At 46.3% G+C, this 15,580-nt stretch carries 9 protein-coding genes; all 9 read right to left on the reverse strand.

What is annotated here, in order from left to right; translation table 11 throughout:
* Positions 1 to 23: 23 nt before the first annotated feature.
* The gene (locus FRX45_RS15860; protein ID WP_152269423.1) at positions 24 to 1,589 is read right to left on the reverse strand and encodes a RagB/SusD family nutrient uptake outer membrane protein; all 1,566 of its coding nucleotides are present in this window, start codon (positions 1,587 to 1,589) and stop codon (positions 24 to 26) included.
* Positions 1,590 to 1,676: 87 nt separating this feature from the next.
* On the reverse strand, positions 1,677 to 4,745 hold the full coding sequence (locus FRX45_RS15865; protein ID WP_152269424.1) for a SusC/RagA family TonB-linked outer membrane protein: 3,069 nt from the start codon (positions 4,743 to 4,745) through the stop codon (positions 1,677 to 1,679).
* 38 nt (positions 4,746 to 4,783) lie between these two features.
* Complete coding sequence (locus tag FRX45_RS15870; protein WP_193311731.1) at positions 4,784 to 6,079, reverse strand: RagB/SusD family nutrient uptake outer membrane protein; 1,296 nt, start codon at positions 6,077 to 6,079, stop codon at positions 4,784 to 4,786.
* Between the two features lie 26 nt (positions 6,080 to 6,105).
* Positions 6,106 to 8,511, reverse strand: coding sequence for a TonB-dependent receptor plug domain-containing protein (locus FRX45_RS15875; protein WP_152269426.1), 2,406 nt, complete (start codon positions 8,509 to 8,511; stop codon positions 6,106 to 6,108).
* A gap of 631 nt (positions 8,512 to 9,142) precedes the next feature.
* Positions 9,143 to 10,507: an aldehyde dehydrogenase family protein gene (locus tag FRX45_RS15880; protein WP_152269427.1), complete on the reverse strand. Its 1,365-nt coding sequence runs from the start codon at positions 10,505 to 10,507 to the stop codon at positions 9,143 to 9,145.
* A 262-nt stretch (positions 10,508 to 10,769) separates the two neighbouring features.
* Entirely contained in the window at positions 10,770 to 11,474 is a 705-nt protein-coding gene (locus FRX45_RS15885; protein WP_152269428.1) for a gamma-glutamyl-gamma-aminobutyrate hydrolase family protein, read from the reverse strand.
* Entirely contained in the window at positions 11,474 to 12,622 is a 1,149-nt protein-coding gene (locus FRX45_RS15890) for an iron-containing alcohol dehydrogenase (protein ID WP_152269429.1), read from the reverse strand. The genes FRX45_RS15885 and FRX45_RS15890 overlap by 1 nt, the downstream gene beginning before the upstream one ends.
* 204 nt (positions 12,623 to 12,826) lie before the next feature.
* Positions 12,827 to 14,197, reverse strand: coding sequence for a glutamine synthetase family protein (locus FRX45_RS15895; RefSeq protein WP_152269430.1), 1,371 nt, complete (start codon positions 14,195 to 14,197; stop codon positions 12,827 to 12,829).
* The gene (gene eat, locus FRX45_RS15900) at positions 14,172 to 15,530 is read right to left on the reverse strand and encodes an ethanolamine permease (RefSeq protein WP_152269431.1); all 1,359 of its coding nucleotides are present in this window, start codon (positions 15,528 to 15,530) and stop codon (positions 14,172 to 14,174) included. Before eat ends, FRX45_RS15895 begins: the two co-directional genes overlap by 26 nt.
* Positions 15,531 to 15,580: the final 50 nt, after the last annotated feature.

Genomic DNA, 15,580 nt, shown 5'->3' on the forward strand with positions numbered 1-15,580 from the left:
TTTCACGCATTCACTATTCACTCCTATTGGTTGAACTGCCAGTAATAAGTCTGCTCCATATTGGGATTGTTGGCAAAAGCTTCGTCGCTCACGGGGAAAAATCCGGCGCCATCCTTTTCTCCCTGAGCGGTGATATACGGATTAAACTCGTGCAAACGGCCCAGTCGAACTAAATCATACACACGCTGAAATTCGCCAATCAGCTCCCTGCGCCTTTCTTCCAGCACTTCTTCAATAACGATAGCCTGGTCGTCTCTGGTGAATACCGGAATCCCTGCGCGGGTACGCACAGCATTCAGGTTTTCCAATGCAGCGGGCACATTGCCAAGCCTTGCATCCGCTTCAGCTTTCAGCAGCAATATATCTGCATACCGGAAAACAGGCACCGGCGCTTCCATCAGGCTATAGCTGCGGTCTTTCACCTTTCTGAATTTGGCGAACATAATCGCTCTTTCCCCATTGGCCAGCGGATCCGCCAATACGGGTCTCAGCTCACTGGCACTTACCGAAAAATCAATGCTTTCAAAAAATGCCGGTACTCTTTTGTCGGACTTATCCCTGGCATAGTCAGGATAGATCTCTAATATTTTTGACTTCGGTACGGCCAGCGACAAATTGCTTCTGTCGGTATAGGGGTTGGTGAGATAATAGGTCATAATATGTCCATAGTAATCGGCATATTCCCCTTTCTTGATATCATAATACATTTCTAAGATCACCTCTTCCGACTCCCCGGCATCAAATAAATTCCGGAACTGGTCAATAGGCACCAGTTTAAAAGTATTGGAACCGATGATTTCTTTCATCGCATCGGAGGCGCCCTGGTAATCTTTTAGCCACATCAACGCATGGGCTTTCATTGCGAGTGCCGCACCTTTGGTGCCTCTCGACATGGACTCTTTTATGGTCCCTTCATATTTCCATGGCAGGTCCGGTATGGCTATATCCGCTTCATCCACCACCATTTGCATCACTGTGTTGAGCGGTTCCCTGCCCAGTGGCTTCACATTACGGGATTCCAGGTTAATAGGAACGTCTCCCCATATCCGCGCTGCATAAAAATGCGCCAATGCTCTTAGAAAATGGGCTTCTGCCAGTAACTGCTTTTTTTTATCCGCTGTCAGCCCATCGGTAATCTGGGGAATTTTTTCAAGCACCAGGTTGCACTGTTCAATAGCTCTGTAAAAAAGCCTCCAGTTGGTCATCGGTTCCAGCTCTGTTCGCTGAATTAAATGGTTTTGAAAACCGGCCCCCCAGTCTCCGTCATCATTCGGCGTAATCCAGTCTCCTGAGCGGGAATCACCCCAGAAATAATAATCGCCCCAGGATCCGTTACGGGTTGTTGCCGGCGTGTCATCTTTGGTTAACCCCGACAGCGCCCGGCGAAAAATCGCGAAAGCCGCTGCTACCGCACCCTCCGCATCGGCTCCTGTTTTCCAGGCCTGATCTTCTGTTACGGTATTGATCGGCAACTGGTCCAACCACTTTTTGCAGGACTCCCCCATAAGGGAGAAGAGCGCTATACAAACAATAATGATATTTTTATTTTTCATTCGTATATCTTTTGTTTTTTTAATGGAACTACGCATGCATGTTCTTTGTTTGAAAAATTATCATGCTTCGTTTCATGTTCAACTGACTTTATTTTGCCTGAATCATAATGATCATAGTAATTATTATAGTGAAATGGAAACGCCGAACAACAGCATCCTTCGCATGGGATACCCGCCTGACATGTCAAAACCATCAATGGTAACCAACTCAGCATCCGGACCACTGTACTTTTGGAAGGTCACTAAGTTATCCGCCGTACAATATATCCGCATTCTTTCAAAGGGAAGGCGCTGCATGATCTTCTTGTTAAACGTGTAAGACAGGGTGGCAGACCTGATTTTGAAATAAGAACCGTCTTCTATATACTCCGAATCATAATTGATCACCTGGGTCGCATCGCTCCAGGGATTGAGTGCAGGATACCTCGCATTATCACCGCTTTTTTCCCAGATGGAATATTTGTCGAAGTTGGGGAGCGAGCCGCTTCCCGCAAAAGCCTTACCCAGTTTGAGCCGGTCGAGCAAGGCAGTATTAACAATGTCTCTGCCAATCACAAAAGTGGCGACCAGGTTAAGGCTAAACTGTTTATAGGTGAAATCATTGGTCCAACCCCCGTTCCATTTCGGATTCGGATCGCCTGAATACACTCGGTCCGACACATCAATACGATAGTCGCCGTCCTGATCCCTGAAATTACGATCGCCCACCTGCAGGGTCTTGCCCTGCAATCCCAGCAGTTTTTTCCCGGTTTTGGGATCTACCGGTACCTGGTCTTCCGCCTGGTAAATACCTTGTGATTCATAGAAGAAGAAACCGTTGAGCGGAGCGCCTACCCGGATAATAGAGCCAAAGTCCTGACCTGAAGTGCTGGTTTTAATGATATCGGCATTGCCATCGGGAAGCCTGATGACACTGTTTTTGTTATAGGCAAAGTTCAGGTTGGTATTCCAGGTAAAATCACTGCCGAATCTCATGTTGGTATTGACGGTAAATTCCAACCCGCGGTTCAATACATCCGCCGCATTGCGGTATACCTCGTTATAGCCCGATGTAGTGGGCAGGGCAGTAGATAAAAGCAATCCCTTGGTTAATTTTTCATATGCATCAAAAATAACCTCCACCTTCCCTTTGAATAAGGTTAAATCTACACCGATATTGGCCATGTTGGTTTTCACCCAGGTAAGATTGTCGTTCTTAAAACCATCATACCAGGTAGGTGTAAATCCTGAAATACCCCCATAAGCTATCTCTATTAAAGAATTATACTGGTCGAGTGAGCCACCGTCCATGATGCCCAGGGCCAGGTAGTTATTATCCCAGGTGGTGCCGGACAATCCATAGCTACCCCGGATCTTACCGTTCGTTAACCAGCCTGCGTTAGCAAAAATATCCTCTTTATAGAAATTCCAGCCTGCTGAAATAGATGGGAATACGCCCCAGCGGTTGGCCTTCCCGAACTTAGAGGAACCGTCTGTACGGATAGAGGCCCCCAGCAGGTACTTCTGTTGAAAATTATAATCGAGGCGGCTGAAATAAGACATCAGGGTGCTGGCGCCATAATTGCTGGAGCCGATACTATTACCCTGCGGCCAGTTCACAGATTGCGACAACGTAGGTGATGCACTAACACTATTGACGGAGGTAGTTTTTGCCTCTGTTTTTTCCATACTCTGCCCCAGTAACACGCTTAAGCTGTGCCCGTTTCCAAACTTAGGTGTATAAGTCACCGTATTCTGGAACAGCAGGTTTTGGTTTTCACCGGTGGCGCTCAGGTTAGTCGCTCTCAGGGTGCGCCTGGATTCAGAATAAGTATCCTGCATGACCCGCAGGTATTCCAGGCTAAGGCTGGCTTTATAGCTCAGGTTCCGGGCAAGATTAAGGGTAGCGTCAGAGCTGAAACGTACCCGGTCATTGAGATTAGAAATATTACCAGGTTGGTAAACCTCCGCTCCTTTTACCAGCGGGTTATCCGGTAGCGGCAACAGCGAAGAATAGCCGGAGGACAATCCGTCCGGGTTCCTGCCCTGGTCGGTACGTGAAACGGCCAGCGTATTATTAATGATCAATTTATTTTTTAAGGCATTGAAACTGGTACTTGCCATGAGGCTGTAGCGTTTGAAGCCGGTATTGAACAGAATACCTTTGCTATCCATATAGCCCATGCTGATACTGTATTGACCAAAATCGCCCGCCCCGCGGATGGAGGCATTGTAATCTTGTGTAACGGAGGTGTTATACAAATAGCCCTGCCAGTCGGATGAGTTGTTGTAGAATGGGTTGGTCACATCGGTGTACATCGCCGGCATAGACAAGCCGTAGGGTGCGTACAGGTCATACAGGCGTTGTACCTGTTCCCGTTCTTTGGTGCCACCGGCCACATCCCGCAATTGCGGTACAAAATTGACGCCGGTGCGAATATTGAGATTGATCTGTGGTTTTCCTCTTTTTCCCTTTTTGGTCGTGATCAGGATCACACCGTTGGCCGCCCTGGATCCGTAAATCGCCGCGGCAGAGGCATCTTTGAGCACCACCACATCTTCTATGTCGCTGGGGTTGAGGTCTGCCAGCACATTGGTGCTGGTTACAGCAAACTCACTGCTCATTCTTGAAATGATGGGGATGCCGTCAATTACATACAACGGCTCAGAAATGGCGGAAGCATCGCCACGGCTTACGGCTGCCAGCCCCCTGATGATGATGGCGGGCGTTGCACCCGGTTCCCCGGAATTCAACTGTACATTCACCCCTGCAACTCTACCCTGCAGCAACGAACCGAAAGATTCTGCTGCCTGTCCTTCCGTGATCTTGTCCATTTTGATTGAGGTAACAGAACCTGTAATTTCCTGCTTCACCTGGCTTTTATAACCTGTAACGACTACGTCGCTCAGGATTTTATTTTCCTGGGTCAGTTTGATCGAGAGATCCGCCGCTTTTCTAAACACGATTTCACGGGACTCAAAACCCACGGATGAAAAAGTGAGCGTATCGCCCACGCTCACCCGCAACCGGAAACTTCCAGCGGCATTGGTAGTAGCGCCGGTATTTTTACCTTTGATTCCTACCGAAGCACCGACAACCGGTTTGCCATCGGAATCGCTGATTTTACCGGTCATTACGGATTGCGCAATGCCTGCTACGGACAGCATCAGTACTGCAAAAAGCAAACAGACCCCTTTCATTAATGCCTTCATTACATTTGTTTTTTCGGTTCAATTATTTATCAACTCCATTAAGGAATTGCCCAATAAGCATTCTGGCTCCATCCATTATCCTTAATACTGCTGGCTGACAGCGGCCAATAGGCAGCGCCTTTTGTTACATCAGCTTCTGTAAATGCGGAAATATAGGAGGGTACTTCACCAAATCGGATCAGGTCAAACATGCGTTGTCCGGTACCCACCATAATGCGTTGTCGTTCCAGCAGGAGCGCGTCGCCGAAAGTCTCTTCAGTTAAAGCACTATAATCCTCTGTGGCGCCGTTTGCTGCTTTGATAAGCCATTCTTTGGCTTCATCAAAGCGCTGTGAGCGCCAGGCAGCCTCTGCAAACAACAAATTGATCTCCCGTACCGGCAACAGATCAACCTTACTGGCATCCTGAACGATCAGCGTAGCGCTATTGCCGGAGATATTAAACATACCGGCACGGCGGGCATCACCCTCCGGATAAATAGCATTGAATGTAGCCAGGGGCATGCTCAGGATACCGGCGCTCAACGGAGCTTCCGGAATCTCCGTGCGCCGGTCTTCGCCGATCGCCAGGCCAAAGCCAGACAAACTATCCGCCGTGCTGCTGGTAAAAGTATTGGTCAGCACATCGTAGGCGCTTTGTCCGTTGCCAAGCCACAGATGTTCCTGGGCCAGCAATGACGTCACAGCCGTTTTGTTAAACCGTACGGCTGTTAAGGCGGTACTTTCAATGCCATCATCGTTGAGCAGCAACCAGGGCAAAAGCCGTTGCGCTTCTGTTGCCCATACGATAGACTGGGCAACCACTTCTTCGCTGGTCAGTTGAGCTCCAAAATTATTTCGTTCGGCTGAAGGAACAGGGCCCCAGATCCGGGCCAGGTAGAAATAGGCCATGGATTTGAGGGCCAGTGCTTCGCCTCTGTATACATTATACTGGTAGGTACTGAGAACGCCTTCTTCCGCCTGCTCTACAATGTCCAGCACATCGTTGGCATCCTTAATCACATCATAGAAGTAGCCCCAGTCGGAGAGTTGGACCAAATTTTGGTCCGTGGCTGTCAGTTGCTGGCTGGCCACTTGTTGCTGGAAAGCAACCGCCACCTTCAGGTCTCCCGCCCGTGCCTCACCATACATCATCCAGGCATAGTTGGCCAGCAGAGCCCTCCTGAGGTCTACATAGCCTCCGATCACGGACTGTTGAATACGGGGTGCAGATTGATAATAGCCTTCCTCCACCGTGCTGTTTTCCTGCTCAACGGTAAGGCTCTTACGGCAGGAACAAAGGAGCACTATTGCCAGCAGGGATATGAACTTCCAATGTTTCATCCAATGTGTCATGTTGTTCATTTTTAACATCATCATGCTTAAAAAACCACTTTAATACCCAGCGCTACCGAAGCAGGCAGGGGTGTTCCTGTATACATCAGGTCATACCTGCGGCTACCCGTAATATTTTCTTCCGGGTTGATGCCGCTGTACCGGGAAAGGGTCAATAAATTGTCACCACGAACAAATATTTCCAAATCGCTTAATTCCACTTTTTTAGATACCGAGTTCAAATGCCAGGAAACCGCAGCCCTGCTCAGGCGCACAAAACTGCCATCTTCGATGGTTCTGATCCCCTGGTAAACGCTCCGACCGTCGGCATCTTGATTAATTAAATAGTAGGGTGTCTCCGCGTTTTTGAGGGGAAATTGGTAATTGACGCTCTCTGCATCATAGCGGCTGTTGAAAGATTCCGCTGCAATATCCGATCCCCAGGCGTAGGTGAGGGTAAAAGCTGCAGAAATATTACGATAACGCAATGTATTCGTAAACCCTCCAAAGGCCTTTGGTTCACTATTACCGATTGTTTTTGCCTGGCTGCCTTCCCAGGCAACCAGGGAAGTGACTGCAGCACCTGAAAGCGAGCCGAGGTGGGCGAGGCTGGTAGTCTCGATATTGTCAGGCAATTCTTTTATTTTGTTGTGGTAGAAGGCAATGTTCAGGTTGCTGGTCCAGGAAAAATGGGTGGACTGTATCCAGGCGCCATCAATGGTCACTTCAACACCCGATAACCCGAGTGTGCCGCCCGTTTCATATTTATAGTCAATCCCACTGATATTAGACAGGTATCGCTGATAGGTGAAATCGCGGTAGGTTCTATTAAAATAATCAACAGAAAGGTTGAGTACCGAACCGAGTGCAACCGTCACACCAGCATCAATCTGGGTCACGCTAATGCTTTTGGCACCGCTGAAGGCAGGATACAACTGTCCTACACCCAGGTAATTGCCGCCATAATAATCTCCATAGCCATCTAATTGTCCGCGATACACTTCCGGTCTGCTCAACACGCCCGTTTTCCCGATGCCGGCATTGAGTTTTACAGGTATGTTGAGGCTGTTTTTCAAATCATAATGGATACCCAGCGCAGGATACCAGGCCCATTTCTGGTCGTATAAGGAGCTGCCGTCTGCACGAACCACCATGTTGACATCCAGGTCTTTTTTGTACTTAAACTTCCAGGTTCCGTAAAAGGATAAGAGCTTTTCGGTATTATGATTGGATAATGCGATCGTTTGACTGGCATTGTAGCCTGTCACCACTTTTACAAAGTCCGATCCACCGTTTTCCATACTGCGTTGTCCGTTCACGGAGGTGAGCCGGTCATCTGTATTTCTGAACTCGTTGCCGAGCGTCATATCCATTTGCAGCGCATCGGAAAATTCATGCAAATAGTTTGCAGAAGTATTCCATGTGATCAACTGTCTTTTATAGGCGGCACTGGACGCATAAATATCACCGTCCAGCAGGTTGGAGGGAATATATACATCACGGCTGGCGCCTTCATAAGAGAGGCCTGCAACTGAGCGGATGGTAATGCCGTGCCCGGCTATGTAGGCCAGCGCCATAGAGGACACGAGCCCGATATTCCGGTTCTTATCCATAAAGAACGCTTCATCGCCAACAACGGGCAGGGTCAAATCACGGCTGTATTCTCCTTCATAACGCCCGTTCCGGCTGGCGAGCGCCATATTATTATAGAAATGAGCGGAGAGGCGGTCGGTAATATTATATTTCGCATTCAGAAATAAGGATTGGCGCCCAAATCCGGAACCCCTGATAATACCTTTATCCTGGTGATTGGAAAGCCCAAACAGGTAGGAGCCGTAACTACCCGCGCCATCCACGATCAATGCCTGATCGTGCACCATGCCGCCGTCACCATATACGGCTCTGCGGCCCATTGTGTTAAAGTTGTAGAAGGCATCCCTCCTGTAGTCCATGTTTTGCAGAAAATTGACCCCCGCATAAGCACTACCCCGAACATGAATAGACCCGGGCTGCCCTTCCTTCATAATAATATTCAAGGCTCCATTAGGGGCCTGCACACCATAAGCGGCGAGGCGGTCAATATCTTTAATTACATCAATGCGTTCGATTTGTTCGGGAGAAAAATAAGTGAGGGGGTTGATGCCTGTTACATTGGAGGGACTGGCCACCATAGGAACGCCGTTGATGAGAATGAGGGGCATGGTAGATTGATCAGTTGGATCAAGGCTTATTCCCCGAACATTAAGCGTGGATTGAGCGCCAGCCGTACCCGACCAGCTTTTTACCCTTAACCCGGCTATGCTTCCCTGTAAAATGTTCTCCAGCCCGCTTCGATTGGACAAGATCATACTATCTACCCTCAGAGAATCCTGAGCCCATAAACTCATCGCGATACCAAAAGACACGAAAAGAAAAAATAAGGTTTTCCCAGCAGGTTTTGGTAATAATTCCATAATTATTATTTCTATGTTTACTTAATCTTTGGTACGTCCCTGCATCAACTGTTCGTGAACAAAGCTGAAGAAGAACTCATTATGCAGTTTCTGAATTATTTAGTAATAATAAACAAAGTTTACTATTACTAACTATTCTTACATTAAAAAGTTATCCACAAAATTTGTTAATTTGCTCAACTGCCCTTACTAAGCATTATTGATAGTTTAGCAATTTTAAACTTTGTTTATTAACGATATATTTTGTTAAGATTAAGCTTTTGTAAAGCTTAAGTTTCTGGAGTATAATTTTGTAGGAGCAGCGGATAGTCCTTTTTCTTCAGACATTTTATTTTGTGTTTCAAACAGTTAGATAAGCGATTGTTCGGGTTGTGCACCGGCAGAACTACCCTGAAAATAAAATATATCGCCAGAAAAAAAAATTTGTAGTATCTCATTACACCTCGCTGAGGCTGTATTGCGTCTTTCTCCTGCCTGCAATACCAGTGCAGTAAAAGGCTCCGGCGATATAAAATTTAAATACTTACACAAAAAAATTATCCAATTTCTCTGGGGTTTCCTATCCACCCGCTGCAACCCCGGGGGGCAAAATTGGCATTAGCGATGTTATAATATTAATTACAATTACCGGTCACCCTCTCAAATGATAGGCTTTAGGCTGCACAAAAGCACGTATGCCATGGTAAGACAATGTTGAACCCAGTCCTGAATTTTTACGTCCCGACCAGGGAAGTCCCGCACTTACCCTGTCGCAACAGTTCCAGTAAACGGTGCCTGTGTTCATTTGCTTCATCACTGCTTCAGCCCGCTCAAAACTTTTAGAATATACTGCGGCAGTTAATCCGTAAGGCGTATCCCTCATTAATTCAGACGCTTCCTTATCATCCTTTACCTTTTGAATACCTATAACCGGCCCAAAAGATTCCTCTGTCATTAATTTCATTTTATGACTTACATCCACCACCACTGTTGGTGGGAAAAAATACCCTTTTCCACCGGCAGAATTTCCGCCCAGCAGCACTCTAGCACCATTGGCTTTTGCATCCGCTAACTGCTGATTAAGAAAAGCTACCTGTTCTTTTCTGCTCAACGGACCTATCTCCGTTTTTTTATCAAGCGGGTCTCCAATCACTAGTTTTTTCGCATTTGCAACAAAAGCATCTACGAACTTATTATAAATTTTTTCCTGTACATATATCCTTTCCACAGCGCAGCAACTCTGCCCATTATTATATACGGCTCCTTCCAATGCTGCTGCAGCTACAGCTTCTACATCTTCCACATCATCCATCACATATAAAGGGTCCTTACCACCCAGCTCTAACTGAACGGGAACCAATTGGGAAGCGGTATGCTCAGCTATATACTTTCCGGTACGGTAACTGCCTGTAAAAAAATAGCCATGTAATGGCAGTTCGAGTAATGCCTGCCCTGCAGGGCCTTTGCCGATTATTACCTGGAAAACATTTTCGGGTATGCCCGACCGGTATAGAAGCTGTTGTATATGCAAACCTGTTAACACAGCATATTCAGATGGTTTATACAGCACAGCATTCCCACCAATAAGTGCGGGCACAAATACGTTTACACCTACAAGATAGGGATAGTTCCATGCAGAAATATTGGCAATAACCCCCAAAGGTTCATACACGATCTTTTCCCTTGTAGCATCTTCTTCAGTAATCCATTCTTCGGCCAACCATTTGGCGGAATTTTTTATAAAATATTCTAATCTTTTCCGGGCCCCGTTCAGTTCATTATACGATTGCTGGAGCGGCTTACCCACCTCCATAGTAAGCGTTTCCGCCAGTTTTTCTTTTTCAGTATCTAAGAGTGCATAAAATTTTTCGATGCATGCAATTCTTTTTTCCAAAGGCACTGCAGCCCATTCAGACTGGCCATCTTTCACCAATTGAAATTTTTTTGCAATCGCTTCGGGTGAGTCTTCTGCTATTTCCTGTATCACTTCTTCAGTAGCGGGGTTAATGATCTGCATATGAGTTTTTTTTAAGGTGGAGGGTGTAAGGCGTAGGGTAGAAACGGATGTTGCAGGTTGCAGGTTGCAGGGTACAGAATTTCGGGTTCAAACTGGTGCGGTTTTCAATTTTTCAACTCCCGTTTTTCACTTTTCACCGCGTGAAATGATAAATGTGAAACATCTCACCTTTCACTTCTCACCTCCACATTTCACTATTCACCGCTCACCATTCACTACTCACCTCTTCTCCTAACTTATAACCTGCAACTTGTAACACTTTTTACTTCTTACCGCTTGCCTCTATAAACGCTTCCCTGATATTTTTTACAAAGTTACTGTCCTGATCATTCATTCGCTCAGGATGCCATTGCACAAGACATAAGAAAGAAGCCCCATCCGGATTTTTCCTTTCCAATGCTTCTGCTATGCCATCGGGCGACAAAGCCGAAACAATGAGTCCGTTGCCAATTGCATCGGCGCTCTGGTGGTGATTGCTATTTATCTGCGCTGCTTCATGACCAGTGATCTGGTGCAGCCATGAAGCCGGATCTACCTGTATGGAATGATAACGGTCTGTATCATCGGGCAGCTTGGAATGATTGAATTTGCCCCAGCGGGGAATATCAGGAATAAGCGTACCTCCAAAAAATACATTGGCGATCTGCAATCCCCTGCAAATACCCAGCACCGGAACAGCATTGCCTTCAGTGTATTCCAGTATTCGCCATTCAAATTCATCCCTTGCTTCACTTATATCATCTTTATAACAATATTCATACAGATCCGGACGATTGTAAAAACGCGGATGCACATCCTCACCTCCTGTAAGCACAACGCCATCACATGCTTTAATATCATCCAGGTTATTTCGGGCAGCGCTAAGCTGTACTACTTCCACATTATGGCCATGCGCCAGTATCCAGTTGCTGTAGTTGGCATATTTACTGCAGTCTGTAACCCCTATAATCAATTTTGAATCCTGCATTACAATGCTTTTAAATATAACTGCTTAAAATCTTCCCTGGATACCGGCTTTGGATTATTGGGATGAGCAAAGTCGGCAAATGCCAGGTCGGCCAGGGTTTCTATATGCTCTTCTTTTACGCCAATATCGCGCAGATGGTGGGGTATTTTAATTTTTGTATTCAAATCAAATAAATACTGCACCACCGCTTCGCCGGTTTCTTTTGGCAATTCAAGGGTACGGGCTATACGGCGAAATTTATCCTCAAACCCCGCGATATTGAATTCCATGCCGTAGGGAATATTAACCGCATTGGCCAACCCATGGTGCGTATCCAATAAAGAGGAGAGCGGATGTGCGAGTGAATGCACTACACCCAAGCCTTTCTGAAAAGCGATAGCGCCCATCATGGAGCCCAGCAGCATTTTACTTCTTGCTTCAAGGTCGGGTTTATTGACAGCCCGTTCAAGCGATTCATGAATGAGTTTCATCCCTTCCAGCGCTATACCATCGCATAAGGGATGATAATTTTTTGCCAGTAAAGCTTCCATATTATGGGTTAAAGCATCCATGCCGGTAGCCGCCGTAATAGGGCCGGGGATATCCATCGTCAATAAAGGATCTGCAAAAACGATCCTGGCCATCAGTTTGGGAGAGAATAAAATTTTCTTCTGATGGGTATCGTCATCAGAAATGATAGCGCTGCGGCCCACTTCACTGCCTGTTCCCGAAGTAGTGGGCACCGTTATAAAATGCGGCACATCATTGGTAACGTACACATCGCCGCCAATCAAATCATCGTATTTAAAAAGATCTTCGCGGTGATGAACGCGTAAAACAATCGCCCTGGCCACATCGAGCCCCGCGCCCCCGCCAATGCCTATAATACTGTCTCTGCCGGTATTGTCCCAAACTTCCGTACCCTTATATACATCGGATTTTACGGGGTTTTTATGAATATCCGAAAATACTTCAACCGCTATACTGTGCTTACGCAAATCTTCAACGATATTTTTAAAGAAAGGCAGTTGCGCTACATTGGGGTCGGTAACAATTAAAGGCGCTTTTAAATTATTTGTTTTTAAATAAGCCGGAAGCTCCTTAACCACGTTCGCGCCAAAACGTATAGTGGTAGGAAAATTAAACTGATGGATTTTTTCGAATGACATATATCCAATTTGAAATTTGAGATTTAAAATTTGAGTTTGTGAACCGGATAAAACCGGCAGGCATAAACGCACTAATACACGGAATTACACAAAGAGCTTTTTAAACAGTTTCTCACCGCGGGTGCAACAAATTTCCCTGAAACCTGGAACCTGTAGCTACTTACCCTTTATCACTTTTCTTCCTTACATCCTATCCCTTCTTTCTTAAATGATCTCCAAATACCGCTTCAGTTCCCAATCCGTAACCACTTTGGAGAATTGCCGCCATTCCCATTCCCGCGTTCCCGTAAAATGATCTACGAACTGTTCTCCGAATAATTCTTTTGCAACAGGCGATTCTTTCATAGCCTGGGTAGCCTGCCATAAGTTAGCGGGGAGTACACCATTTTTTTTATCTGCATAACCGTTGCCGGTAGTAGCGGGTATTTGCAATTTCATTTTTTTTCGGATTCCATACAATCCTGAAGCCAGGCAGGCAGCCATGGCCAGGTATGGATTGGAATCGGATCCTACTACTCTCGTTTCCAGCCGGGTTGATTTTTCACCGGTTGGCAAAGCCCTTAACGCGGTAGTGCGGTTATCAATGGCCCAGGTAAGGGTTGTGGGCGCCCAGGCGCCTTCTACCAGGCGTTTATAACTGTTAACCGTAGGCGCATACATAGGAAGCACATAGGGCAGGCAATACAGTTGCCCTGCTATATAACTTTCCATCAATGGGCTGATACCGGTTTTGCTTTTTTTATCGAAGAAAAGGTTCCGTTTGGCATCGGGCGACCATAAACTCTGATGTACATGCCCGCTGCAACCGGGTAAATTTTCGCTGAACTTGGCCATAAAGGTGGGCAGTATGCCATGCCGGTGGCCAATTTCTTTTACGCCGCTTTTAAACAATACAGCCCTGTCGGCAGCCTCCAGTATACCGGAGTACATGATGGCTGCTTCATACACGCCGGGGCCGGTTTCGGTATGAAGCCCTTCAAGCGGTATATCAAACTTTTTCAGCAGATCGAAGAGATCGTTAAAAAAAGCGCTTTTTTGTGAAGCCCGCAATACAGAATAGCCAAACATGCCATTGGTGATGGGTTTCAGGTCGCGAAATTTCCCTGCATACAATTCATTTGAATTATCTACCAGGTTAAACCATTCAAACTCCTGTGAACAAAAAGCAATAAACCCTTCTTCTTTCGCCTGCTGATCTATTCGTTTTAATAAACTTCTTGGGCATACCCGCGTGCAATCTCCCTTGCCGTCATTAAAATCGGCCAAAAAAAACGGCAGATCGTTTTCCCAGGGTATCCGCCGGTAGGTTTGAATATCTACTACCGCAGTAGCATCGGGATAGCCCGTATGCCATCCTGTAACAGTAGCATTGTCGTATGCAACATCGCCTGCATCCCAGCCAAATACCACATCGCAAAAGCCAAAGCCGGTGTCTGCAATAGATTTGAATTTATCAAAACTAATGACCTTACCACGCAATATCCCATCCAGGTCTGTTATGGCTAATTTTACTTTTTGAATATGCTGATCGGAGAGCTGCTGAAGGAGTTTAGTTGTTGTTAATTTCTGCTGCATGCATGGATTGTTTTACAAAAAAATGAAACCAAATATAGCTGATAAGAAGAATACCAAAGTAAACCATGGCAACAGCAATGTTAAGGGTGGTCATAGCGATCAGCGAAATTATGGCAATTATCAAAGCAATAACAGGGAAATAAGGATAAAAAGGCACCCTGAACGGACGCGGCAGGGACGGCTCTCTTTTACGCAGCACCACAACAGTAATCATTGAAAAAATATATAAGGTAAGCGCACCGAAACAGGCTATTGTGATGATCTGCCCTGTTTTGCCCGTAAGCAATGCAATTATGCCGATAACCATATTAATAAGCAATGCATTGGCAGGGGTTTTAAACCTGGAATGAATGCTGCCAAATGCCTGTGGAATGTATTTTACTCTCCCAAACTCGAATGTAGCGCGCCCTGCGGCAAGTATAATGCCATGAAAGGAAGCTACCAAGCCCATTAATCCGATGGTAATAAGGAGATGATAAAGCCATCCGCTGTCGCCTGTTATTTTTTCAAGGGCCAGCGGAAGGGGGGAATCGGAAGGTGGCGCACCGGGAGAAGGATATACGATTGCCTCCCAGCCTGCCACACCTACGGAAGACAGAAAGGTTAATATACACAATACAATGAGTGTAAGCAGGGCCGACCCAAAGCCCAGTAATACATTACGTTGCGGGTTGATGGCTTCTTCCGCCACATTGGCTACTCCTTCAATGGCCAGAAAGAACCAGATCGCAAAGGGAATAGCAGCCCACACACCCTTCCAGCCAAAGGGAAATGCATTCTGCTGAATATGCTGAAACTCAAAATGCGGGAGGGTAGCGCCTGCGAAGATCAGCAGTTCAACCACAGCCAGTATGGTGATAACCAGTTCAAAAGTAGCGGCTGCTTTAACACCGTAAATATTAAGCGCCGTAAAAATAATATACGCGGTTATGGCAATAACAGTAACGGATACCCCTGGAAAAAAAATATGAAAATAAGCGCCTATAGCCGCCGCAATGGCCGGAGGTGCAAATACAAATTCTATGATCTGCGCCATACCTGCAATAAATCCAGCGTCTTTTCCCAATGCCCTGGTGGCATAATCAAAAACACCTCCTGCTTTTGGAATGGCGCAGGCCAGTTCGGTATATGAAAAGGTAAACGTAATATAAAGGACAATAATAAGCAGGGTAGCAAGCGCTAACCCGTATGTGCCTCCCGCTGCAAGACCCAGGTTCCAGCCGAAATACATGCCCGATATAACATATCCTACGCCCAGCCCCCAAAGCATTAATGGGCCTAATGTACGGGGTAAATGAGATCCGGTTGAGGGTTGCTGCGAAGTAGAAGGCATAACTGAACTTATCGGCTCAAGATAGGTAAATATGCTGAAATTTTTATAAC

Origin of the sequence: Agriterribacter humi (assembly GCF_009192765.1) — a bacterium.
Lineage (GTDB): Bacteria > Bacteroidota > Bacteroidia > Chitinophagales > Chitinophagaceae > Agriterribacter > Agriterribacter humi.

Bases quoted from the DNA above. Each gene is read 5' to 3' on its own strand.
- FRX45_RS15860 (WP_152269423.1), bottom strand. From the start codon at position 1,589: ATGCGTAGTTCCATTAAAAAAACAAAAGATATACGAATGAAAAATAAA.
- FRX45_RS15865 (WP_152269424.1), bottom strand. From the start codon at position 4,745: ATGAAGGCATTAATGAAAGGGGTCTGTTTGCTTTTTGCAGTACTGATG.
- FRX45_RS15870 (WP_193311731.1), bottom strand. From the start codon at position 6,079: ATGACACATTGGATGAAACATTGGAAGTTCATATCCCTGCTGGCAATA.
- FRX45_RS15875 (WP_152269426.1), bottom strand. From the start codon at position 8,511: ATGGAATTATTACCAAAACCTGCTGGGAAAACCTTATTTTTTCTTTTC.
- FRX45_RS15880 (WP_152269427.1), bottom strand. From the start codon at position 10,507: ATGCAGATCATTAACCCCGCTACTGAAGAAGTGATACAGGAAATAGCA.
- FRX45_RS15885 (WP_152269428.1), bottom strand. From the start codon at position 11,474: ATGCAGGATTCAAAATTGATTATAGGGGTTACAGACTGCAGTAAATAT.
- FRX45_RS15890 (WP_152269429.1), bottom strand. From the start codon at position 12,622: ATGTCATTCGAAAAAATCCATCAGTTTAATTTTCCTACCACTATACGT.
- FRX45_RS15895 (WP_152269430.1), bottom strand. From the start codon at position 14,197: ATGCAGCAGAAATTAACAACAACTAAACTCCTTCAGCAGCTCTCCGAT.
- eat (WP_152269431.1), bottom strand. From the start codon at position 15,530: ATGCCTTCTACTTCGCAGCAACCCTCAACCGGATCTCATTTACCCCGT.